At 37.9% G+C, this 21,660-nt stretch carries 26 protein-coding genes; 8 read left to right on the top strand and 18 right to left on the bottom strand.

Annotation, left to right across the window (positions count from 1 at the left end; translation table 11 throughout):
- Window positions 1-41 precede the first annotated feature (41 nt).
- A complete protein-coding gene (gene ylbJ, locus AB3N04_RS17965; protein ID WP_368503973.1) occupies window positions 42-1,259 on the top strand; it encodes a sporulation integral membrane protein YlbJ in 1,218 nt (405 codons plus the stop codon).
- A gap of 46 nt (window positions 1,260-1,305) precedes the next feature.
- On the opposite strand, the gene coaD is transcribed toward ylbJ, so the two are convergent.
- Both coaD and rsmD read right to left on the bottom strand, forming a co-directional pair.
- Complete coding sequence (coaD, locus tag AB3N04_RS17960) at window positions 1,306-1,791, bottom strand: pantetheine-phosphate adenylyltransferase (RefSeq protein ID WP_368503972.1); 486 nt, start codon at window positions 1,789-1,791, stop codon at window positions 1,306-1,308.
- Between the two features lie 11 nt (window positions 1,792-1,802).
- Complete coding sequence (gene rsmD, locus AB3N04_RS17955) at window positions 1,803-2,363, bottom strand: 16S rRNA (guanine(966)-N(2))-methyltransferase RsmD (protein ID WP_368503971.1); 561 nt, start codon at window positions 2,361-2,363, stop codon at window positions 1,803-1,805.
- Between the two features lie 349 nt (window positions 2,364-2,712).
- On the opposite strand from rsmD, the gene AB3N04_RS17950 reads away from it, so the two are divergent.
- Window positions 2,713-3,102 carry a methylthioribose kinase gene (locus AB3N04_RS17950; protein WP_368503970.1) on the top strand — a complete coding sequence of 130 codons (390 nt, stop codon included), beginning with the start codon at window positions 2,713-2,715 and terminating at the stop codon, window positions 3,100-3,102.
- Window positions 3,103-3,131: 29 nt separating this feature from the next.
- Here AB3N04_RS17950 and AB3N04_RS17945 read toward each other — a convergent pair whose 3' ends face one another.
- Both AB3N04_RS17945 and AB3N04_RS17940 read right to left on the bottom strand, forming a co-directional pair.
- Window positions 3,132-4,364, bottom strand: a complete 1,233-nt coding sequence (locus tag AB3N04_RS17945; RefSeq protein WP_368503969.1) for an MFS transporter — start codon at window positions 4,362-4,364, stop codon at window positions 3,132-3,134.
- Between the two features lie 184 nt (window positions 4,365-4,548).
- Window positions 4,549-4,827, bottom strand: coding sequence for a YlbG family protein (locus tag AB3N04_RS17940; protein ID WP_317122508.1), 279 nt, complete (start codon window positions 4,825-4,827; stop codon window positions 4,549-4,551).
- A 219-nt stretch (window positions 4,828-5,046) separates the two neighbouring features.
- Here AB3N04_RS17940 and AB3N04_RS17935 point away from each other — a divergent pair, with 219 nt between their 5' ends.
- A complete protein-coding gene (locus tag AB3N04_RS17935; protein WP_368503968.1) occupies window positions 5,047-5,364 on the top strand; it encodes a hypothetical protein in 318 nt (105 codons plus the stop codon).
- Between the two features lie 34 nt (window positions 5,365-5,398).
- On the opposite strand, the gene AB3N04_RS17930 is transcribed toward AB3N04_RS17935, so the two are convergent.
- Together AB3N04_RS17930 and uvsE are read right to left on the bottom strand one after the other, a co-directional pair.
- Window positions 5,399-5,839, bottom strand: a complete 441-nt coding sequence (locus AB3N04_RS17930) for a YlbF family regulator (RefSeq protein WP_317122506.1) — start codon at window positions 5,837-5,839, stop codon at window positions 5,399-5,401.
- Between the two features lie 48 nt (window positions 5,840-5,887).
- Complete coding sequence (uvsE, locus tag AB3N04_RS17925) at window positions 5,888-6,895, bottom strand: UV DNA damage repair endonuclease UvsE (protein WP_368503967.1); 1,008 nt, start codon at window positions 6,893-6,895, stop codon at window positions 5,888-5,890.
- Window positions 6,896-6,968: 73 nt separating this feature from the next.
- Here uvsE and AB3N04_RS17920 point away from each other — a divergent pair, with 73 nt between their 5' ends.
- Complete coding sequence (locus AB3N04_RS17920; protein ID WP_368503966.1) at window positions 6,969-7,742, top strand: RimK family alpha-L-glutamate ligase; 774 nt, start codon at window positions 6,969-6,971, stop codon at window positions 7,740-7,742.
- On the opposite strand, the gene AB3N04_RS17915 is transcribed toward AB3N04_RS17920, so the two are convergent.
- From AB3N04_RS17915 to AB3N04_RS17905, 3 genes are all read right to left on the bottom strand, one after another.
- Entirely contained in the window at window positions 7,729-8,163 is a 435-nt protein-coding gene (locus tag AB3N04_RS17915; RefSeq protein ID WP_368503965.1) for a hypothetical protein, read from the bottom strand. The genes AB3N04_RS17920 and AB3N04_RS17915 overlap by 14 nt on opposite strands.
- A gap of 109 nt (window positions 8,164-8,272) precedes the next feature.
- Entirely contained in the window at window positions 8,273-8,530 is a 258-nt protein-coding gene (locus tag AB3N04_RS17910) for a YlbE-like family protein (RefSeq protein WP_368506091.1), read from the bottom strand.
- A 23-nt stretch (window positions 8,531-8,553) separates the two neighbouring features.
- A complete protein-coding gene (locus AB3N04_RS17905; RefSeq protein WP_368503964.1) occupies window positions 8,554-8,994 on the bottom strand; it encodes a YlbD family protein in 441 nt (146 codons plus the stop codon).
- A gap of 164 nt (window positions 8,995-9,158) precedes the next feature.
- Between AB3N04_RS17905 and AB3N04_RS17900 the strand changes: the two genes are divergently transcribed.
- Window positions 9,159-9,668, top strand: coding sequence for a PaaI family thioesterase (locus tag AB3N04_RS17900; protein ID WP_368503963.1), 510 nt, complete (start codon window positions 9,159-9,161; stop codon window positions 9,666-9,668).
- Between the two features lie 30 nt (window positions 9,669-9,698).
- On the opposite strand, the gene AB3N04_RS17895 is transcribed toward AB3N04_RS17900, so the two are convergent.
- Window positions 9,699-10,835, bottom strand: coding sequence for a CAP domain-containing protein (locus AB3N04_RS17895; protein ID WP_368503962.1), 1,137 nt, complete (start codon window positions 10,833-10,835; stop codon window positions 9,699-9,701).
- Window positions 10,836-11,084: 249 nt separating this feature from the next.
- Between AB3N04_RS17895 and AB3N04_RS17890 the strand changes: the two genes are divergently transcribed.
- Window positions 11,085-11,435: a YugN family protein gene (locus tag AB3N04_RS17890; protein WP_317122499.1), complete on the top strand. Its 351-nt coding sequence runs from the start codon at window positions 11,085-11,087 to the stop codon at window positions 11,433-11,435.
- A 41-nt stretch (window positions 11,436-11,476) separates the two neighbouring features.
- Here AB3N04_RS17890 and AB3N04_RS17885 read toward each other — a convergent pair whose 3' ends face one another.
- Window positions 11,477-11,938: a hypothetical protein gene (locus tag AB3N04_RS17885; RefSeq protein ID WP_368503961.1), complete on the bottom strand. Its 462-nt coding sequence runs from the start codon at window positions 11,936-11,938 to the stop codon at window positions 11,477-11,479.
- 194 nt (window positions 11,939-12,132) lie between these two features.
- On the opposite strand from AB3N04_RS17885, the gene ytvI reads away from it, so the two are divergent.
- The gene (gene ytvI / locus AB3N04_RS17880; protein ID WP_368503960.1) at window positions 12,133-13,191 is read left to right on the top strand and encodes a sporulation integral membrane protein YtvI; all 1,059 of its coding nucleotides are present in this window, start codon (window positions 12,133-12,135) and stop codon (window positions 13,189-13,191) included.
- A 34-nt stretch (window positions 13,192-13,225) separates the two neighbouring features.
- On the opposite strand, the gene AB3N04_RS17875 is transcribed toward ytvI, so the two are convergent.
- The 6 genes from AB3N04_RS17875 to cyoE all read right to left on the bottom strand — a co-directional run bounded on the left by AB3N04_RS17875 (window position 13,226) and on the right by cyoE (window position 18,848).
- Entirely contained in the window at window positions 13,226-13,780 is a 555-nt protein-coding gene (locus AB3N04_RS17875; RefSeq protein WP_368503959.1) for a DUF420 domain-containing protein, read from the bottom strand.
- Window positions 13,781-13,916: 136 nt separating this feature from the next.
- Window positions 13,917-14,261, bottom strand: coding sequence for a cytochrome C oxidase subunit IV family protein (locus AB3N04_RS17870; RefSeq protein ID WP_317122495.1), 345 nt, complete (start codon window positions 14,259-14,261; stop codon window positions 13,917-13,919).
- 4 nt (window positions 14,262-14,265) lie between these two features.
- Window positions 14,266-14,886, bottom strand: coding sequence for a cytochrome (ubi)quinol oxidase subunit III (locus tag AB3N04_RS17865; protein ID WP_368503958.1), 621 nt, complete (start codon window positions 14,884-14,886; stop codon window positions 14,266-14,268).
- A 3-nt stretch (window positions 14,887-14,889) separates the two neighbouring features.
- Complete coding sequence (gene ctaD, locus AB3N04_RS17860) at window positions 14,890-16,767, bottom strand: cytochrome c oxidase subunit I (protein ID WP_368503957.1); 1,878 nt, start codon at window positions 16,765-16,767, stop codon at window positions 14,890-14,892.
- A gap of 35 nt (window positions 16,768-16,802) precedes the next feature.
- The gene (coxB, locus tag AB3N04_RS17855; RefSeq protein ID WP_368503956.1) at window positions 16,803-17,831 is read right to left on the bottom strand and encodes a cytochrome c oxidase subunit II; all 1,029 of its coding nucleotides are present in this window, start codon (window positions 17,829-17,831) and stop codon (window positions 16,803-16,805) included.
- A 78-nt stretch (window positions 17,832-17,909) separates the two neighbouring features.
- Complete coding sequence (gene cyoE / locus AB3N04_RS17850; protein ID WP_368503955.1) at window positions 17,910-18,848, bottom strand: heme o synthase; 939 nt, start codon at window positions 18,846-18,848, stop codon at window positions 17,910-17,912.
- Window positions 18,849-19,150: 302 nt separating this feature from the next.
- Here cyoE and AB3N04_RS17845 point away from each other — a divergent pair, with 302 nt between their 5' ends.
- A complete protein-coding gene (locus AB3N04_RS17845; protein WP_368506090.1) occupies window positions 19,151-20,044 on the top strand; it encodes a heme A synthase in 894 nt (297 codons plus the stop codon).
- Window positions 20,045-20,104: 60 nt separating this feature from the next.
- Here AB3N04_RS17845 and AB3N04_RS17840 read toward each other — a convergent pair whose 3' ends face one another.
- Window positions 20,105-21,535, bottom strand: coding sequence for a deoxyribodipyrimidine photo-lyase (locus AB3N04_RS17840; protein ID WP_368503954.1), 1,431 nt, complete (start codon window positions 21,533-21,535; stop codon window positions 20,105-20,107).
- Window positions 21,536-21,660 lie beyond the last annotated feature (125 nt).

The raw sequence follows: 21,660 nt of genomic DNA, 5'->3' as shown, positions 1-21,660 counted from the left end.
TAAGCCCTTATGTGGATAATTAAAAGGAGGCTGCTCCCTCGATGTATTCTGCAAAAATTAAAACGGTCCTGCTAGCAACCGCAGCAATTTTTTTAGCAGGCTCACTCATGGTGTTTCCAAAAGAATCTCTTGAAGCCTCTATACGTGGAATGACAATGTGGTGGGATGTCGTGTTTCCATCTCTGCTTCCTTTTTTTATCGTTTCTGAACTGTTAATTGGTTTTGGTGTTGTTACGTTTATTGGTGCGATCTTAGAACCTCTAATGCGTCCCTTGTTTCGTGTACCAGGTGTGGGGGGCTTTGTTTGGGCAATGGGACTTGCATCAGGAAATCCTGCAGGGGCGAAACTTACAGCTAGGCTAAGACAGGAAGGAAAAGTATCTCAAATTGAAGCAGAACGTCTTGTATCCTTTACCAATTCATCTAATCCCCTTTTTATATTCGGTGCAATTGCAGTTGGATTCTTCCATAATCCAGCTTTAGGAATCGTGCTAGCTTTAGCCCATTATTTAGGTAATATTTGTGTAGGACTTCTTTTTCGTTTTCACGGTCGCCAGGAAGAAGCGAGTGAAAAGAAAAATAAAAGCAATAAATTATCGGTTAAAGAAGCTCTTCGCCTTCTCCACAAAGAACGCCTTAAAGACGGGAGACCCATCGGACAACTCCTTGGAGATGCTGTGCAATCATCTGTCAAAACATTGTTAATGATTGGTGGCTTTATTATTTTATTTTCTGTCTTAAATCAATTACTTATCTTAATTGGAATTACTTCCATTCTTGCCGTCTTTATTTCCATTATACTAACTTTTTTCAACTTACCAAGTGATTTGAGTATCCCTTTTATTTCAGGTATTTTCGAAATTACATTAGGGGCAAAAAAGACGAGCGAGAGTACCGAAACTGCTCTTTTAGATCAAATCATTATTACGAGCTTCTTTCTAGCATTTAGTGGCTTCTCTATCCAAGCACAGGTGGCTAGTATTTTAGCAGAGACAGATATTCGTTTTAAACCGTTTTTTGTTGCGCGGATTATTCATGGATTCTTCGCTGCATTCATTGCATTACTGTTATGGGAACCACTTTATGTAAACCAACAAAGTAGCCAAGAGGATTGGGGCGTTATTCCTGTCTTCTTATCGGAAAAAACAGCAGCCTTTCATCCTATATGGGAATTAATTGTCCAGTACGGATCTATTTTTACATTAATTATGCTAGTGATATATATTCTCTTAAGAACAAATCAAGCTCTCAAACAATAAATCAGAGCCAAAGACCTGTGGGTAACATCCATCAGGTCTTTGGCTCTTATTTTTCGTTAAATTTCTTTTTTAACGCTTCGGCGACAATATCAGGAACGATATCTGAAACATCAGCTTCATATTTTGCCACTTCTTTTACAATGCTCGAGCTTAAGTAAGAATAATGATTATTAGTCATCATAAAAAATGTTTCAATCTCTGGACCTAATTTTTTATTTATAGAAGCTGCTTGCATTTCATACTCAAAATCCGACACAGCTCGTAAGCCACGAATAATTGTATTAGCTTTCTTGTCATTCATATAGTTAATTAGCAAGCCGTTAAAAGAATCAATGACAACATTATCAAGATGTGCCGTTACTTCTTTTAATAAATTTACTCGCTCTTCTACAGAGAACATCGGTTGCTTGTTACGATTATGTAGAACTGCGACAATAACTTGATCAAACACTTTAGCACCACGTGTAATAATATCTAAGTGACCATATGTAACAGGATCAAAACTCCCTGGACACACTGCAATACTTGCCATACAAAACCCTCCTAATTAATCTTTTCTTTTTTGAAAATTGAAATCGTCGTATCTCCATAGGTTTCTGAACGCACTTTTGTTAATTCATTAATTTCCTCCGGCAGCCGGACCCCTGCATCATGCTCTGTCACAATCACCCCATCGTCTTCTAATAGGTTATGATCTGTCAATATGCTAATTTCCGCTGCTATCTTTTGTTTAGCGTAAGGAGGATCTAAAAAAATGAGTGAAAATGAAATGTCTCTTTTTATTAACGCTTTAATAGCTCGGTCAGCATCATTTCGATAGACTTCAGCTTGATCAGCTAAATCGCATTGACTTAAATTAGCTTTCACCGTACTTACAGCCTTACGATCCTGATCAACAAAGATCACTTTATCGACACCGCGACTTAATGCCTCAATTCCAAGTCCCCCACTTCCAGCATATAAATCTAGGGCTATTCCACCATCAAAGTATGGACCAATTATATTAAATATGGACTCTTTTACCTTATCAGTCGTTGGTCTAGTTGATGAACCCGGTACCGCTTTTAACGGTAAGCCCTTTTTTTCACCTGATATGATTCTCATATATGATTCCACCTAACTTTCTTCATAACCATTCTTCATTATCCTACCACAATCACCTTTTTCAAGCACCTTAGATTCTTCTTATTCTTTTTTAAGTATTAGGTATAATGCTCAATTAATTTGTTCATAATGACAATTAGCGGCATTGATTCAATGTTGCGACAACCGCGGAGAAGGCTTACGTTTCCCCATAAGTACTTCCTCCGGTTTCTCCTCTCCCATAGCCTAGTGCATACTTTGTATGCTACCTGGCACCTCGTAAGAATTTCTTACGAGGCTTTTTTTTATCTCGACAGATGCTTAAGCGCATGCTACATTTTTTTTAGAGATATTAAAAGGAGAGAATGGAATGATTCAACGATTTATCGAACTTGGTGAAGGCTATTCAGATATTTATGAGTTAACTGAACTCATCCGAGTAAATAAACATCGGGTCCATCGCTTAATACGATTTGACACAACGATTAACACAATAGAGAAAACCTCACTTGCTGTTGTCTTTCGGCCTGCTACACCAGGAAAGCTAATGCCTATTTATATTTGTAGAGAAGGCATTACCAACCCTGATATCACTCCAAATCAACGCTACGATTTGTTTCACACCGTGGCAGAAGAGCTCGAATTAGCCATTCATAATTTATCCGTGAAGGATTCAAGTCAATTTGAGGAAAAGGATCTATATTATCAATATTTAATTGGGATCTTACGCATGAACCGGTATATTCCCCACCTACAGTAAGTTAGGTTAATCAAAAAAGCTGCTCCCTTTTAATGGGAAGCAGCTTTTTTACTTTGTCTAAACTCTCTTACAAATAGTCGCTCAGCAGGTGGCAATACTTTTAATTTTACAATCGCAACGTTGATCAAAAGTACGGCAGCACAGACTAGAAACAACCCGCGTACCCCTACATTTGCAATAATCCATCCACCTATAATAGGTCCAATCATAGTTCCAAGATACATGGCACTATTTGAAAAACCATACGTGCGACTTTCCATTCCTTTTGGAGCATGAAGACGAATAAGCGTATTAGCTGCAGGTAATAAACCTCCTAGACATAAACCGACCATAAAACGTAGGGCAATTAATTGCCATATGTCTACCACAAAAGCTTGAGGGATTAAAAACATGGCGACACCAAGCATCGAATAAATTAAAACATGATGGGCTCCTTTTTTGTCACTTAGTTTACCAAGGATAGGAGCTGTGATCATATTTGCAAACCCCATAACTGAGATAGCTAAACCTGCGAAAAAAGCCACATTCTCTGCAGGGGTCAATTCCGTTACAAATAATGATAGTAATGGGTTAACCCCCATGATCGCTAACTGGATCAAAAAGATAACAACGTAGAGAGATAAGACTGGTCGTTGTTTAGTTACAACAGCAAAGTCCTCTCTTGTGCTCGTTTTCACTTGTTGTTTATCTGGAGTGAATTTCTCATCAACAAAAAATAACACCCCAAATGCCGCAATTAGTATACATAATCCAGTCATAAAAAAGACCATTTGATAACTGAACACTTGTGCTAACAACCCTCCAATCAAAGGCCCACAAATCGCACCAGCAACTGTTCCTGATTGGAGGACTCCTAATGCATACCCTACCTTTTCTTTTGGTGTATTCGTCGAAATTAGACCAATTGAAGCCGGTATAAAACCAGAAATCACACCATTTAATAATCTAAGGATTAGTAAGGAAATCGGCCCTACTGCAAAGCCAGTTAAACTAATAACTATAGCCATCCCAAATCCAGAACGTAAGATCATCATTTTCCGACCATGACGATCTGCCATCCTTCCCCAGAAAGGTGAAAATAAAAAGGCAGTCAAAAAATTAGCCCCAAAAATAATTCCAGCCCACAGACTTAGCGTCTCTGGGTTTGTCACTCCTAATTCTTTTAGATATAAGGGAAGAAAGGGGATAATCATCGTCATTGCACTCATGACTATAAATTGACAGACCACTAAAATACGCAAATTGCGTTTCCAACCGTCCATACATATCACTTCCTCTTCTAGTCCCTTCATTATATATTTCGACTTACGAAGAATTCAACCAGCATGAACTGGCCCTTTAGCATACAAAAGGATACTAACCCTATTTAAAACTCCAATACACTCCTCTTTTCTCCACATTTCAGTTTTTCTCCCCAAAACGTAAAAAAACCAGGCTTGCACCTGGTTAGATTCCCATTTTATAATCATATTCTTTTGCTTTATCTGGTTTTGCATTTTGATATTCTGTTTTTATAAATGGACGCATTGATGGTTGTACATCTCGCACATAGTGAAATCCGTTCAATTTCTTCGTAATCTCTTCGACCTTTTCTTGGTCACAATAGAAAATGACATATTTCATTTTTTTAGAGACATATTGTACATTTCCAAAACGTCTCAGTTGCCTTGCAAACTTCAAAGAAGTTAGCCACACAGCTATTCCTTGACGGTTTCCATTCTCCATAATGTCGTTCTCCTTTTTTATCTTGTACCCTAAGTCTAGCATGCCCCCAGTAATTAGAGCAACTTCATACCGGAACTTTTTGTTAATTAATCATTCATTCTTTTGTACCTCTTATATAATGAGTGACAGTTGGAAGAATCATCTAAAATGAGATAAACTAATCAAAAGGATAAAGACGGGTACGTAGACAATTTCGATACATAAAAAGGTGGAACAATTATGGACCTTACTATTATTTGGGGAAAATTCATTTCGATCCTTGAAAAGGATTCTTATATTCTAGAGATAGAAAAAAAAGTTTATAGTGGCTTCCCTTTTCTCTACATTTCCACTTTCATAGAACAAGAAAAACTAGATGACATTTTATTTTTATCCGCAGCCAAAGTGATGAAAGGGAAACGTCTCCAGGCAGATATTTTGTTTGTTAGAAAACAAGACGGTGTATTTGTATATCGAATGCGTTTTTATGTACCGAATGAAAAGTTAGTTTGCTGCGGAAGAGGTTGCAGAGATTGTATTAGATTTCGCACAACATAAAAAAAGTGAGCGTGCATATTGCCGCTCACTTTTTTTAACCACAACTGCAACCTCCACCAGATCCGCAGCCTCCACTGCAAGACATTTGGTCAAAATAAGGATTTCCAGTAGGAACTTTGATCGTTTTTGAAATAGAGTGAGCAATGACTTCACTAACTTCATTTAAGAGCATTTCCAGCTCTTTTTCTGCTTTTTTAAAAGCAGCTACAGACTCATTTAAGTCTAGTTCACGCTTCACTTTACGGATCTCAGTTGAAACCGTATCATAATCAGGGTGATAACGCCCGAAACGTTGAACCTCTTCATGCTTTTCTTTCATTGCAGAAAAGCGTCTAATAAGATCTTGGGCAACAGAATCTCTCTCTAAACTTTTCTTTGCACCAATATAATGAATAAACACATCGGAATGTGTGATAGATTTTGCAAGTTCTTCAGATTGATCCATTAATTCAATGGTAGTCATTGTAAGAAGCATAATGACACCTCCTACCTGATAGTATATCATGACTTTCGAGGAAACACATCAATTCGGCGCTAGTGTATTTTCAAAATGAAACTCCATTTCTGCCTGAGACACTTCCTTAACTAACGAAAACTCTTTTAGATCGCCCATTAATTTTATTAAGGCAAGGTCTTTTTGTTTAGCCTCAATCATCACATCCATCTTTCTTACAGATCCTTGAATCACTTGAACAAACCTTTCAAAACGATTGGCGTCAATATAATCTGCATGTGCTCGATCACTTGGTCCATCTTTCGGACTTGAAATATGCATCTTTACAGGTAGGGGACTATGTTTCCAAGTCTCAACCACTCTTGTCCATAATGTTTGTAGATCTTTTTCTTTGTGATGTACATCAAAATGGTGCAAATCAAAAACGACCGGTATCCCCAATTTCTCTCCCAAGTAAAGAGCGTCCTCAATCGCATAATTTTTATCATCATTTTCTAAAATAAGCATTTCTTGAAGAGCAATTGGAATATCTGCAAAATTGCTGACGAATTGTTCAAGTCCCCCTTCAACCCCTTGCTTTTTTCCCCCTATATGAAGAACGCAGCGATGTTTAGGATCTATATTTAACCCTTTTAACAACTTATAGTGATAAAGCAATTGTTTAAGTGCGTGCTGAAACACTTCTTTTGACGACGAGTTTAAAACCACAAAGTGATCTGGGTGAAAATCGACTCTCATCTTATTTTTTGTTATTAGATTCCCTAACTCTTCTAAGTATGGAGCTAACGCTCGTTCATACTTCCAGCCATCTGTGAGAGGATGGTTAACAAGAGGTACAAGCCGTGAAGACAATCGAAAGAAATGAATGCCTTCAGCCTTATTATGTTTAATCAGCCTCATACAGTTTTCCACATTTGAAATGGCAATTCTTTCGAGCTTTCTAATCGCTGCCTCTCGGTCAGCGAGCTCTGTAAATTGTTTCACCGTCATTGTTTGAGATGGCGATGCATGCTGAAGCTGTTGACTCATTGCGACATAGCCAAACCTGACTTTTAAGGGGTGGTGTGATTGGAGCATTGACAACCCCCTCCCTTCCGTCTATAATTTTTTCGACTACTACTACGTCCTTATAAAGAAAAGGTGGATTTCATTGAACTTCGTCACATTTAATCCTTTCCGTACAATCGGAATTCCAGGAATAAAATATGTTAAGCCTGAACATCTATTTGATGAACGCGAAAAAATAAATGAAGCAGACGTTTGTCTTTTTCCTGAAAACTGGCAAGTGAATGCACTTGTTTATGGAATGAAAAAAAATATTTTTCCAAGCATCCAATCAATTCAACTTGGATTTAATAAAATAGAAGTGACCCGTTCCCTATGGAGTGTATGTCCTGAACATGTTCCATTTACACAAATACTTGGGCGGAGTGAAGAAAGTATTCAAAAAGTATTACGTGACTTTACATTTCCCTTTGTAGCAAAAGAAATTCGAAATTCAATGGGAAAAGGTGTCTTTTTGATTCACAATGAAGCTGAATTTAGGGACTATGCTGAAAATAACCCTACTTTATATGTACAAGAATACTTGGAGATCGATCGTGATTTGCGCGTGTGCTTTGTAGGAGATGAAGTGATTGCAAGTTATTGGCGAATAAATGAAAACAATAGTTTCCACAACAATGTGGCTCAAGGTGGAAAAATTTCATTTGAAGACATTCCAGAAGAAGCTGTTGAACTTGTTAGTAAAACAGCCCGCTCGTTAGGAATTGATCATGCTGGATTTGATCTTGTTTTTGCAAATGGTAAGATGTATTTCCTTGAGTTCAATACACTCTTTGGTAATCAAGGATTTCACCAGCTTGGCATTTCGATTGAACAAAAAATTCATACGTACTTACAATCAAAATTTATGGAATCATAATGGTTACTGAATCCTCAACGCCGTACCTCGTTTTATCATTTTTTACCAATTCTGCGCGGACGGTATGTTCACCACTATCGAGACCTTCAATGACAAAGCTTTTAGTGAATAATGTTTCAATATGAACATCGTCAATATAAAGTCGGTAGTGACCTTCACCTTCTTGGTGAGTTGCTCCGACTTTTTCTTCATTTAAAACAACCTGTTGAATTAGGCAATCAACGAACACATCTTGCCCTTTAATAGCATACGTCATTGAGATATCTGGTTCGTCTGTAGCCGCTACAACTTGAATAATCGTGGTACGATAAAGTGGCTTCACTCTAATCTCCTCTTCTGCAAAAGCATTAGGTACGATTGCTATGAAGTTGATCAATATACTCATACTTATGAAGACGACATTATAAAAAATCTTTATCACATCACTATCCCCCATCTACAAACTCTCTCTCCTACAGAATGTCACAATCGTTGTCAAAATATGTACATCTTCTCTTTTTAAACCCCAAAAAGCACAAAGACGGCTTTTATTACTGAAGCGGCCCTTGTGCTTGCGCAACGGTTTGTTGACCCATCTTTAACATTTCAATCATCATCATCGCAAGTCCCAAATGATTTTGCATTTTTTCTACCCTCTGTGGAATCGTTTTTCCATAAAAGAAATTAGCTTCTTTTTCAAGTTCGGGTATAAGACTTGGATCTCTCCCCAGCTTTCTATACCATATAGGATTTTGCCTGATAAACTGCCTTAACTCCGGCCTTTCATTAAGGAGTTGTTGGATCTCCATTCTCACTATTGATTCCCCTCCTTTTAATCACGTCTGAATGAAAATGGATAATCTTGATTTGACCTGGTTTGAGGATTATTAGGTTGTTGGAATGTTTGCATTACATTTTGAACATTAGATAAAACAGAGCTAAATTGCGCTAGATGATTTTGTAAGTCTTGCACATTAAAACGTCTCATCATGTTCATCACTTGCCCGAGTGTATCTGTAGCTGTAGAATCTGCATTTTGTGCTGTATGAGGCCCTTCAGCTCTATGATTATCTGTAGCAGCATTAGTGTCGTTAGCTGCATCTATTTGATACGTTCTCCATTGCTCATGCTCAGGTCCTAAAACAGACCACTCTTCAAAGAACTGTTGCAACGTTTTTTTATTTGATTTAATCTCATCTGCCATTTTTGGGTGCTGACGGACAAATTGTTTAAACTGTTCGACGGAAGGATGTATACTTTGTTGCTGTGTCATCCCCATCCTCCTCCTTTTCTTTATGCTTATTCTATTAACACTCTCTACCCTTCACTATCATCCTATCCACTTGCCCAGTCCAATGTGCATCTTTTTTCATTGCGGGAATGTTTTTCTTTTTGCTACAATGTCCTTACGCTATTATCTCAAACTGGAGGCAACTGATGACAACAACTTTAAAGAACCAACTAAACGATCACTTTCAAGAATTGCTTAACACCTCTAACGAAGAAGAATTACATGTATTATCTTCACTACTAAAAGGTTTTAATGACAAGAAAAAAAATAAATATGCAACCTACTTATCAGCTTTAACGCAAATTAAAACCCGTTTCTTAGAAAATGGTGATTATGAAGTATTACTCCCCATCCAACCTCTCATCAATAACCCCTTAAAGATGGTACATGGAGGGATTACTGCTACTCTTCTTGATACAGCAATGGGCTCATTAATAAATCGAGTGTTGCCGGAAGAAAAAGCAGCGGTTACAGCTGAAATGAATGTGCACTATATTAAGCCAGGCATTGGAGAAACATTGCGTTGTATTGCCCATTTATCTCATCGAGGTAATAGCTTATGTGTAGCCGAAGCGAAGGTATATGATGATAACCAGAAATTAATCGCTATGGCTACAGGTACATTTGCCATTATTAATAGACCTCAATCACAATAAAAGACCGGGCGCTGGCCCGATCTTTTTTCCTTAAAATCCAAATGGTGTCATAAAGTTTTGTGTATAAAAGTCTCTGTAAACTCCGACTCCCAATTCCGAAAATTCAGTGTGTAAAACATTTACTCGGTGACCTTCACTATTTAACCAACCTTCTGTGGCAGCTAGGCCATCCACATACTTAGCAGCAATATTTTCACCGGCTAATCGGTATTGTACCTCTCCCCGATCAAAGCGATCTGATAATTCTCCATAATTTGGGGATGTATGTGAAAAATACTGTGAGGATTCCATATCAAGACTATGCAAATAGGCCACTTCAGATACTTCTTCACTCCACTCAAGGGGCTCTAGTTCATGTCGATCCCTTAATACATTTGTAAAAAAGAAGATTTGTCTTTCTTGCCCTTCTTCAATTTCTCTCCACTCTTCTTCAGTATATTCTTCTACTTCTAAAAGAGATCCTCGATAGGAAATGGAGTAAGGCCGTTGTTTAACTAATAATTCATCTGTTAAATATCTTATGCTTGAAAGCTCGTTTGTATGGACATCAAAATAAAGCTGCATCCATACATCATCCACTTTAACCAGTGGTCGCATTCTTACATCTTGTTCCGTTAATTGGAATTGATATTGATTACTATCAATCTGTAACTCTACTTGTCGACTGAAATCATATTGTTCATTCAACGCTTCATAAGACTCACCTAGTATGGTTTCTCGATTATCAAGACTGGCCCATGTCAGAAAAGTTGTAACTACTTCATCATCTTCTACACCAATAAGGGTGTAATACTGTGAATCCTCATATGCCCACCATTCATATCCAAACGGGGATGGATTCTTTCTTGTCGGTTCTCCATACTCCTGAACGAGATCAGTAATTTGCATTCCAATAAGAGGGTCGTCTAATGAAGGTTCAATCGTTTCTTCTTCAGCATCACCTGGTTCGTCCACTTCTTCTTGCTCTTCTTCTACACTCTCATCTGTCTCTTCTTCAGGAGATAAAATCAGTTCCTCAGCAAGTTCAGTTATATCTATTTCATTAAAAACAATTTGATCTTCTTCATCCGAAAACCAGTTTTGAACACGATCTTGAAATATAAATTCAAATAGAGCAACACATATAAATAAAGCTATTACCATTGCAATAAGAAGTTTTTTTAGCATTTAGCTGTCTCCTCCATCCCCTTATTTCTACTAATTCTTAATCTTTCTCTCGTTTCCTCCTACTAAATCTGTAAAGTTATGCCTTGTCTTGCTTATGTCATTGTGAAATAAACCCTATATGTATCTTTTTCTCTATACCTTAAGCCCTTGTCCATAAAACATTCACCAATATCCGTTGCAACAAAAGTCTTTTCATACTATTATTAGGAGGGTACAGTAAAGACGTAGTTGAAATAAGGAGGGTTCTTGGTGAAATTTGAACAACTAAACATCGCAGATAAAGAAGTGAAATTTGAAACATTAAGACATGCAGCAGAATCGGTCGGATTGGTACATGCTGGACAATGGGACTATGAGCGCGTAACCTTTGATTACAAAATTGTTAATCAAGGAGATACATACTATCTTCGAGTTCCTGCTTATGCAATTAAAGGTGACATTCCACACGATGACGCCATTGTTAAACTAATGACACCGATCTTAGGGAAGCATTACTACCCACACGGGGTTGAGTATGATGGGGAAACATTCCCTAAAACAATTATTGATAAGTGTACTAAGAAACTTGAATTACTTCAAACTAATTTAGATGTAAAATAATCTTAAAGCCAGGTGGGGCATGCCCACTTGGCTTTTTATTTTTACTTATTCATCTGTCTAATGGTTACAATTCGCAAGGAATCATTTCCACCCTTCGTTAATTCAAATCGCACGTCACGTTCTACTTCATTTGTATTACCATGTTCAGTAATTTCCACTTTTTCGATCACATCTACATACAATTCACCCTCGTCATCTTCATAGACTGCTTGCACTTCAAAAAGAAGCAGCTCTTTTTCATTTCCTTCACTATGTGAGTCGGTTACATAACGCCTTAATGAATGATAGAAACTATTGTTCGTGATGAGATAGGGTTCTAACCCATTAAAATTCCCCGTCCGATAAGCCTCTACCATTTTTTCTTTATACTCTCCTACAAATTGCTCCGCCTCTTCTGCACGATCATCCGTAACCCGTGTAAGGTCAGCATCATTAGAACCACACCCTATTAATACAAGGATCATTATAAGCCAACTTAATGGCAGTCCCCACTGTTTGTTCATCTAAACCTCACCTTTATCATAAAATCATATTATTCATTATCTCACCCATTATATCACATGAAAATCGGTGGAATTTTCATTAGTCAAAAGGATTTGTGAACAAAGTAAAAGAATTAATCGCATATACTTGTTCATGTTTTCATGTTCATACTATAATAAAGATAAGCTTTTACGTAGTAGAGAGGGGTTTCAAATTGGCAGCTTTCTTCACTAGACGCACGACTTGGATTATTGTTTCAATACTTATTCTTTTAGTTGCTGCATATTTTATTTTACCAGTATCCCTTCCTTTGGTTGCCGCTCTTTTAACAGCACTCATTCTTACACCAGCTGTTAATGCATTACAACGGAAGACCAATATTAAACGAAATGTTGCAGTTATGCTTGTCTTCACTATTTTCGTTGTTTTCATCGGATTAACCGGATACTACCTTGTAACCAAAGTTATTACTCAAGGTACACAAATTGTGGAGAATTCGCCGCAATACATTAGTGATATCAACCGAGCTTGGTTAAACTTCCAACGTAATTTAGAAGAGAAATATGAAAACCTTCCTCCTGAGTTGGTCCAAGAAATTAATATCACTGTTACAAACACTTTAAGTGACCTTCGCTCAAATATAAGTGATCGCAACTTAATTCAAGACATTACTTCGTTGATCTCGAGTATTCCAGGTTATCTTGTGACCTTTCTTGTTTATTTAATTGCATTGTTTTTATTCATGCTTGAGCTTCCTAGGTTACGAGAAAAGATTTATGGTTATTTCTCTGAGAGAACAAAAGAAAAAGTTAACTTTATGACGTCTAGACTTTCATACGTTGTATGGGGATTTTTTAAAGCACAGTTTTTAGTAAGTATTATTATCTTTTTTGTAACGTTAGTTGGTCTATTATTTATCGCGCCAGAAGTAGCGCTGTTAATGGCCTTTATTATTTGGTTAATTGATTTTGTACCTATTATAGGCTCTATTGTGATCTTGGCACCTTGGGCGATTTTTCAATTAATAGTTGGAGATGTTAACACAGGTTCTAAGCTTCTTATTTTAGCAGCTGTGCTACTGATTATAAGACGTACAGTGGAACCTAAAGTAATGGGGAAACATATTGGTCTATCTCCACTAGCAACATTAATAGCTATGTATTTAGGCTTAATGCTCTTTGGAGTCATTGGTTTTATTATTGGACCGCTTCTTGTCATTGCCTTTACTTCTGCTAAAGAAGCCGGAATTATTAAATTCAATTTCAAGTTATAGTAAAAAGCATCATGCCATCAGGCATGATGCTTCTTTAATAATACGGCGAAATCATTAAATAAACGATAACTCCGGTTAAGCTAACATATAACCAAATAGGCATCGTCCAACGTGCTATTTTACGATGACGCTCATTTTCCATATTCCAAGCACGAGCCACAGATGTAAGCGCAAGTGGGACAATAATTGCTGCTAATACGATGTGTGTAATTAAAATAAAGTAATAAATTCCAGCCATTATTCCTGACCCACCATAAGGCGTTGAAGCCGATAGAAAGTGGTGCCCTACATATGTGACCAAAAATAGAGTAGTCGTAATAAACGCAGCGTAGATAAAACGGCGATGAATTTTAACATTTTTCTTTAATATAGCAATTAAGGCCCCTACTAAAAATAAGAAGGTAAAGCTGTTAAAGATCGCATTCATCATTGGAAGGATCTTTACATCAAAAGCATTAAAATTTTCATATCCAGGTAAGCCAGATAATAATACGACTAACCCATTAATAACAATTGTGACGATAATAATAAAGGGTTTATAATTTCTTTTCTTGAACGTAGGATTGTCTACTGCTTGTTGCTCATTCACCTCGGAAAACTCCTTTCCTTCAATCGATCTTTTCTTCTCTATTATACATGATTTTCCCTTCCTTTTATCGAATTGGTTTGTCACAATCTCTTGAACAAAAAAGCCCTCATTCATAAGAATGAGGACTTTTGACAACTTAGTATTTAGTTACCCCTAACAATAGCATTAATGCTGCAATTGTCGGAACCGTAATAAAAATACCAGAGATCATAAACGCATTTGCCCAACCATGGTCCTTATCCTTCATATGCATAAAGAATAATAATTGAAGAGAAAATTGAATCACGGCTAGAAGGAAGATAAATGGAACTGCAAATGAACGCGGAATTATATCCGATGCAACAGCCATAAATGACATCAATGTTAAGAAAATCATTAAGGCAAATACTACGATTTGCTTACGAATTTCCTTTTTAATCTGACGTCTCTCTTCGTCGGTCATCGCACTCTTATCAAATGATTGACTCAAATTATCTGCCATGTGATCAACCTCCTACTCCCATAAGATAGACAACTGTGAAGATGAATACCCACACAACGTCGATAAAATGCCAGTATAGACCAGCAACATAGAACTTAGGAGCATTAGTTAACGTGATACCACTCTTTCTGTAACGAATAAGAAGAACAATAATCCAACTTAAACCGAAGGCAACGTGGGCACCATGCAAACCAACAAGTGAATAGAATGCCGAGGCAAATGCACTTGTAGAGAACCCAAATTCATAATCAGTAACATAATGATGGAATTCATAAATCTCAAATCCTAAGAATGCAAGACCTAATACAACTGTGATCCACATCCAAATCATCATTGCTTTGAAGTTATTTTTCTTCATCGCAAACATTGCCAATACACTTGTTAAACTACTTGTTAATAGTAACATTGTCATGATAAACACTAGGTCTAATGCAACGAGATCAGCTGAAGTAGGACCATCAGCTGTACCTCCACGAAGTCCTAAAAATGTACCAAAGAATGTTGCGAAAAGGATGGTTTCACCACCAAGGAAGAACCAGAAACCGAGAAATTTATTTTTCCCTTCAAGTGTAGCCCTCTCCGGATGAGAAGGAAGACCTTTTGACGTATCAACTGCACCTGCCATTTCTTAGTTCCCTCCTTTCTTTAATTCCGCTAAGTCAGCTTTTACTTGTTCAGCTGGAATGTGGTAACCATGGTCTTCTTTTACTGAACGGACGAACATAGAACCGAATGTAATAACTAGACCACCTATAGCTACAATCCAAGGGTTGATCAATGGGTTATCCATGTTAAGCATGATTAAACCAAACCCTGCAAAGAACAAGCCAATTGACATGATGAGAGGTAAGATTGAACCATTAGGCATGTGAATATCTGTAACAGGCTCAGCTGGCTTCATCGTGCCATCACCATGAATTTTTTCATAGAACAATGGATCAAGAGAACGAACTTGCGGAGTTTGTGCAAAGTTATACTCAGGAACCGGAGTAGGAGTTGCCCACTCAAGAGTACGAGCATCCCACGGATCTGCAACTGTCACACGCTCACCCTTGTATGCAGAGTAAATTACGTTAATGACAAGTAAAATAACACCAGCAGACATGAAGAATGTACCAATTGTGCTAATAAAGTTAAACGCATCAAGTCCTTGGTCGCCAAGGTATGTGTAAACACGACGTGGCATACCCATTAATCCTAATAAATGTTGAACGAAGAATGTTAAATGGAAACCAATGTAAAAAATCCAGAAGAATAATTTACCTAACGTTTCATTCAACATATGTCCAAACATTTTCGGGTACCAATAGAATAGACCCGCAAATAACGAAAGAACGATACCACCTACAATAATGTAGTGGAAGTGAGCTACTACGAAGTACGTATCATGGTATAAGTAGTCAACAGGAGCCATCGCAAGCATTACCCCAGTTACCCCACCAAGTACGAAAGTCGGAACGAATGAAGAAGCAAATAACATCGCTGTGTTAAATGTAATCTTCCCGCCCCACATCGTAAATAGCCAGTTAAAGATTTTAATACCCGTCGGAACGGCAATGGTCATTGTTGCTACAGCAAAGATTGAGTTCGCAACAGGACCCATACCAACTGTAAACATATGGTGAGCCCAAACCATGAATCCTAAGAAAGCAATAATCATAGTCGCGAATACCATCGCTGTGTAACCAAAAAGACGCTTTCTTGAGAATGCAGGAATAACCTCAGAAATAATACCGAAAGCTGGTAACACTAAGATATATACCTCAGGGTGACCAAAAATCCAGAAAATATGTTGCCATAAAACAACGTTACCACCCATGCTTGGAATAAAGTATTGAGCTTCAAACAATCGATCTAGCATTAATAATGCAAGACCTGCAGCAAGTGGCGTGAATGCGAAAAGAATTAATGTAGACGAAATAAATGATGTCCAAACAAATAATGGCAGGCGCATCATTGTCATACCTGGTGCACGCATATTAACGATTGTAACTAAGAAGTTAATCGCCGAAATAAGTGTACCAATACCTGAGACTTGTAAACCTAATACATAGAAGTCAAGTCCAAGTCCACCGTAATCACGGCTTGAAAGTGGTACATAAGCTGTCCAACCAGCATCTGGTCCGCCACCAAAGAACCAACTCAAACTTAGTAAAAGTCCACCAGAAAAGAAGATCCAGAAACCGAGCGCGTTGACAAACGGGAATGCAACGTCACGAGCACCGATTTGTAGTGGAATAACGTAGTTCATAAATGCAAACAATAATGGTGTGGCTGCTAAGAATAGCATAATCGTACCGTGCATCGTAATAAACTCATTAAATGTTTGACCACTTAAGAAGTTCATTTCAGGATACATCAGCTGAATACGCATAAATAGCGCCATTACACCAGCTTTGACAAAGAAAAGTGTCCCTGCGATCAAATACATAATCGCAATCTTTTTATGGTCAACGGTTGTTAACCAATCCCAGATGACACTTTTTTCTTGTTTCTGTGTAGCCAATGGGTTTACCTCCTTCTAAATCAAGTTCGCTAGTCTTATTCCTTTACATTTAAAGAACGCAGATATGCAATAAGAGCTTCCATATCTTCATCACTCATATCAGGGAATGCAGGCATTTCATTTCCTTGTTTAAGAGATTCAGGATCACGAATCCAAGCTTCTAGATTCTCGTCTGTATTCTCAAGGTATCCAGCAATTACTTCACGCTCACCAAAGTTGGTAAAAGTAGGACCTGCTGCAGTTCCAGCTCCACCTACCGCATGACATCCGATACAAGAATTTTCTTCAAATACTGCGCGACCTTGGTTTGCAAGCGTTTCAGTTGGTTCTTCAACCTCAGCTGTCATGCCTTCAACCCAAGCATCGTATTCTTCACGCTCAAGAGCGATCAGTTTAAAGTCCATTAAAGCATGTGCAGGACCACAAAGCTCAGCACATTTACCTTTGTAGACACCAGGCTCATCTGCTTCCAACCACATATGGTTAGTAATACCAGGAACGGTATCAAGCTTACCACCTAGTGCTGGGACCCAGAACGAGTGAATTACATCTTGTGCATGAAGTTCGAAGATTACTTTCTCTCCTACTGGAATATATACTTCTTGCCCAGCAGTAAAGCCTTCTTCTTCATAGTCAAATTGCCACCAGAATTGATGACCTGTTACCTTAATGTAAACAGTATCCTCGCCCACTTCTGGGTCTGGCTCCTTATCTGCAAACATAAACGTACCAGTAATTGTTGGTACCGCTAAGATGATAAGCAGAATAATAGGAATAACTGTCCACGTAATTTCAAGTGCCGTATTCCCGTGAACCTGTTTAGGAATCTCGTCGTCACCAGGCTTGCGACGATATTTTGCAAGAATGATGAAAAAGATTGCAAATACGACAATACTCACAAGGGCCATGACAATTATTGAAAGAATCATATTATCATAAATCCATTGTGACTGAGGACCCTTAGGATCAAGAGCCGTTAGGTTTTCCTCCCCCAGACACCCCGTCAACAATAGGGTTAAAAATGAAAGAGGTAGAAAACGCGATGCTGTTTTCCAAAGTTTCATCTGACAATCCAACCTCACTTTCGTCAAGTAGTTATGACTACATAAAAATATTTATCATCAAAAATTCACCTCTAATTATTAGAAATGAACAATGACCATAAGAACAAAAAGAATCGTTAAGTAATTTAACGAATAAACAAACATTAGTCTTGCCCACTTAATATCGTCTTTCATCTTAAATCCAGCAATCCCAAGGGCAAGCCAGCCTACCCCAAGTACAGCGGCAACGACAGTGTAGACAATCCCAAATGGATAGAGCATTAACGAAACGGGCAATAAGGCAGCTACATACACAACCATTTGTCTTTTCGTCATCTCAAATCCTGCCACAACTGGCAACATCGGAATTCCAGCTGCTCGGTACTCTTCCACACGCTTCATTGCTAGTGCTAAAAAGTGTGGAGGCTGCCAGAAAAACATAATAAAGAATAGCAACCAAGCATACATGTGAAGACTTCCATCAATTGCAGCCCATCCAATTAATGGCGGTACAGCTCCAGAAAAGCTTCCTACAATTGTATTTAATGTAGTTGTTCTCTTGGTCCACATAGTGTAGAGCACTACATAAATAAACAAACCAATTAAACCAATTACTGCTGCTGTTGGCGTTGTAAGCGCTAAAAAGATTATCCCTAAAGCAGCCTGTCCAAGTCCAACAAGTAGTACATGTTTAGCAGAAAAGCGACCTGTTACAGTTGGCCTTTCTTTTGTTCGCTCCATGAGGTGATCAATGTCACGGTCAATGTAGTTGTTTAGTGTACATCCACCTGCCATGACTAAAGCAGCCCCTAGAAGCGCAAAAATCATTGTTCCAAGATGCGTGGTAAAGACTGCACCTGTATAAACAATTGCCAAGTAAATCCCGGCAAAGGTTGTAATTAAATTAGAAGTAACTATCCCCTGCTTTGCTAGCACAAGATAATCTTTCCATGATTTTTGCTGAACGTCAGCAACTGATGAATCAGGACCAGCTTCGATTACATCTGTTGCATCGATGGCTGTATTTGACTTATTCATCAATTCTTCACCCCCTTTGTAGAATGAACCTTTCGTACAGACATTTCTACAAAAAATAAATTAGGCATCGTAATCACACCTAATATCTGTCACAATCACATTATATCTCAAAATCTTATTTGTTTCAGCAAAATCACGAGTTTCACATTTTCTTCACATTTGGAATTCGACATAAAATCTTCACGGTGAGGAAATTGACTTTTATTTGCTTTGTTTTTAAGATCAAATTGAGACAAATGTTTTTTACTCTTGCTTACTCTAGCATAAAATCAGATAATTTTATAGAAGGAAAGGTGAATTTAGTGCACAAACGTTTGAAATTATACAGTGTGATTACTTCTATTGGGATACTAATTGTTCTCCTACAAGGTGCACTCGTTACTAAAACCGGGTCTGGTGAAGGATGCGGAGCAACTTGGCCCTTGTGTTTTGGTGAAGTTATACCAACCAGCCCTGCAATTGAAACGATCATAGAATATAGTCACCGCATCGTCTCTGGTTTAGTAGGTGCCATGGTCATTATCCTTGCCATCTGGGCATGGAAACAGCTTAAACACATGAGAGAGGCGAAGACTCTTTCCATTGCAGCTGTCGTTCTTATTATCTTTCAAGGATTACTTGGAGCTGGTGCAGTTGTATTTGGTCAATCAAAAGCCATCTTAGCGCTACATTTTGGTATTTCTGCTATGTCGCTTGCATCTGTGGTACTTTTAACCATTCTTGCTTTTGAAGACGGACGGCAAAACCAAATAGCTCCTAAAGTTAGCAAAGGATTTAAATACTATGTATTCTTCGTCATTACTTATTGTTATGCTGTCATCTATTCAGGCGCCTATGTCAAACATTCCGAAGCGACTTTAGCTTGCGCTGGTTTCCCTTTATGTAATGGTCAATTATTCCCCGGGTTATCAGGCCCGATAGGAGCACATTATTTCCATAGAGTGGTAGGAACGATTCTTCTCGTTACATTGTTTATTCTTATGATTTGGACGTTATCACGCTATCGTCATCACCGTATACTCGTGTGGACAAGCGTTTTAGCCTTTTTATTGGTAGTTGGTCAGTTTATTAGTGGTATTTCAGTAGTATTTACGCAAAATGCTTTATCTGTCGGTCTTATTCATGCATTAATTATTTCTATATTGTTTTCAACGCTTTGCTATATGACGATGATTCTTACAAGACCTTCTAAATAAACAAAGAAAATGACAGCATAAATTGCTGTCATTTTTGTTTCTTACCTATTCATTTCGCTTTTATACATCTTTGCTCTCTTTAAAAAGAGTAATCGCTTTTTTTCTTTGTACACTATGATCAATTGTAGGCTCTGGATAATGCTCACCAATCACGCACTTATACTTTTGTTGTTCTTCTTTACTCATTTTCCAAGGCTCATGTATAAAATGCTCAGGGACACTTTTTAATTCCGGAATATATTTACGAATATAACTCCCGCTTTCATCAAACCTCTTAGATTGAATAACGGGATTAAATACCCGAAAATAAGGTACTGCATCCGTTCCAACAGAGGCAGCCCATTGCCATCCACCTACATTAGAAGAAGGATCATAGTCAATAAGCATTTCTTCAAAATAACGTTCCCCCAAACGCCAATCAAGTAAATAATCTTTAACGAGAAAAGAAGCTGTAATCATTCGGAGGCGATTGTGCATCCAACCTTCCATTTTTAATTGCCTTATACCTGCATCGACGATGGGATAACCGGTCTTACCTTCTTTCCAAGCATTCAACCTTTCTTCATCTTGACTCCATCGTATTTTGCGAAAATCTGGTATAATTTCTTCTTCTTTACATTTCGGCTCATAATAGTGGACCATCCTATAAAAATCTCTCCACGCTAACTCTTTAATATACGTTTCGGCACTATGTTCATTTGCTTCTGATTCTATTACTTGATTGTAGATCGAACGAACGGAAAGTACCCCTGTTTTTAAGTAGGGTGATAGCCGACTTGTACCAATCATGGTAGGAAAATCCCGATGCCGACTATACGTACTTAATCTTTCTTCTATAAAAGTTTGTAATCGTAAAATAGCCTGTTCTTCTCCAATCGCCGACCACTTTCGTTGACATTTGTCGAGAAGGTCAACGAATTTTTTTTCTGCCTTTTCATCTATTGGCTTACTTTTCAGAAAGCATGCCCGGAGCATGTCTTCTTCTATCCGCTTTGGTACTCTTTTATTCTCACTTACCCACGCTTTATAATACGGTGTAAAAACTTTATAGGGGCTACCATCTTTCTTTAAGACTTGATCAGGCTCCGTTAAGTAGGAGTCTTCAAAATGATACATAGGAATGCTCTTTGCTAGCAGATAATTCTTAGCAATTTGGTCACGAATAGCTCCACTTCCTACTCTGTCATTATTGACAAACAGCGCTTCAATTTGGGGATGAGCTTGTAATAGTGATTCAAGGGCTTCTTCAATTGTTCCAGTCACAATATAGAGGTCTCCCCCCATCCTTTTAAGTCGATTTTTAAAATGTAAAACCGTTTGAAAAAAATAATCATGATGAGCAGGCTCGGTCGTTGCCGTGTCAGGGTCTAAATAAAAGAAAGTAATAATCTTAGCATTTATCTCCTCTGCCATTTCAATAGCATGTACTAATGCTGTATGATCGTGCAACCTGAAATCACTTCTAAACCATACCGCTACTTTTTTACCCATTATAACCACCTCCACATTCAACAAATAAACAACAAAACTTATACAAAAAATGTTATAACAGGTGTGAATGTTATACAAGAAAAAAGACACACCCCCTCATTAATTGAGTAGGTTGTGTCTTTTTA

It is taken from the genome of Alkalihalophilus sp. As8PL, assembly GCF_040939795.1.
In the GTDB taxonomy this organism is placed as follows: domain Bacteria; phylum Bacillota; class Bacilli; order Bacillales; family Bacillaceae_D; genus Alkalihalophilus; species Alkalihalophilus lindianensis.
This window is presented reverse-complemented; position numbering and strand designations above follow the sequence as displayed.

Bases quoted from the DNA above. Each gene is read 5' to 3' on its own strand.
- AB3N04_RS17865 (WP_368503958.1), bottom strand. From the start codon at position 14,886: ATGGCAGGTGCAGTTGATACGTCAAAAGGTCTTCCTTCTCATCCGGAG.
- AB3N04_RS17935 (WP_368503968.1), top strand. From the start codon at position 5,047: ATGGACCTTACTATTATTTGGGGAAAATTCATTTCGATCCTTGAAAAG.
- rsmD (WP_368503971.1), bottom strand. From the start codon at position 2,363: ATGAGAATCATATCAGGTGAAAAAAAGGGCTTACCGTTAAAAGCGGTA.
- AB3N04_RS17940 (WP_317122508.1), bottom strand. From the start codon at position 4,827: ATGGAGAATGGAAACCGTCAAGGAATAGCTGTGTGGCTAACTTCTTTG.
- AB3N04_RS17910 (WP_368506091.1), bottom strand. From the start codon at position 8,530: ATGGAGATCCAACAACTCCTTAATGAAAGGCCGGAGTTAAGGCAGTTT.
- cyoE (WP_368503955.1), bottom strand. From the start codon at position 18,848: ATGAATAAGTCAAATACAGCCATCGATGCAACAGATGTAATCGAAGCT.
- AB3N04_RS17945 (WP_368503969.1), bottom strand. From the start codon at position 4,364: ATGGACGGTTGGAAACGCAATTTGCGTATTTTAGTGGTCTGTCAATTT.
- coxB (WP_368503956.1), bottom strand. From the start codon at position 17,831: ATGAAACTTTGGAAAACAGCATCGCGTTTTCTACCTCTTTCATTTTTA.
- AB3N04_RS17905 (WP_368503964.1), bottom strand. From the start codon at position 8,994: ATGACACAGCAACAAAGTATACATCCTTCCGTCGAACAGTTTAAACAA.
- AB3N04_RS17840 (WP_368503954.1), bottom strand. From the start codon at position 21,535: ATGGGTAAAAAAGTAGCGGTATGGTTTAGAAGTGATTTCAGGTTGCAC.
- ylbJ (WP_368503973.1), top strand. From the start codon at position 42: ATGTATTCTGCAAAAATTAAAACGGTCCTGCTAGCAACCGCAGCAATT.
- coaD (WP_368503972.1), bottom strand. From the start codon at position 1,791: ATGGCAAGTATTGCAGTGTGTCCAGGGAGTTTTGATCCTGTTACATAT.
- uvsE (WP_368503967.1), bottom strand. From the start codon at position 6,895: ATGCTCCAATCACACCACCCCTTAAAAGTCAGGTTTGGCTATGTCGCA.
- AB3N04_RS17870 (WP_317122495.1), bottom strand. From the start codon at position 14,261: ATGGCAGATAATTTGAGTCAATCATTTGATAAGAGTGCGATGACCGAC.
- AB3N04_RS17950 (WP_368503970.1), top strand. From the start codon at position 2,713: ATGATTCAACGATTTATCGAACTTGGTGAAGGCTATTCAGATATTTAT.
- AB3N04_RS17895 (WP_368503962.1), bottom strand. From the start codon at position 10,835: ATGCTAAAAAAACTTCTTATTGCAATGGTAATAGCTTTATTTATATGT.
- AB3N04_RS17930 (WP_317122506.1), bottom strand. From the start codon at position 5,839: ATGCTTCTTACAATGACTACCATTGAATTAATGGATCAATCTGAAGAA.
- AB3N04_RS17900 (WP_368503963.1), top strand. From the start codon at position 9,159: ATGACAACAACTTTAAAGAACCAACTAAACGATCACTTTCAAGAATTG.
- AB3N04_RS17885 (WP_368503961.1), bottom strand. From the start codon at position 11,938: ATGAACAAACAGTGGGGACTGCCATTAAGTTGGCTTATAATGATCCTT.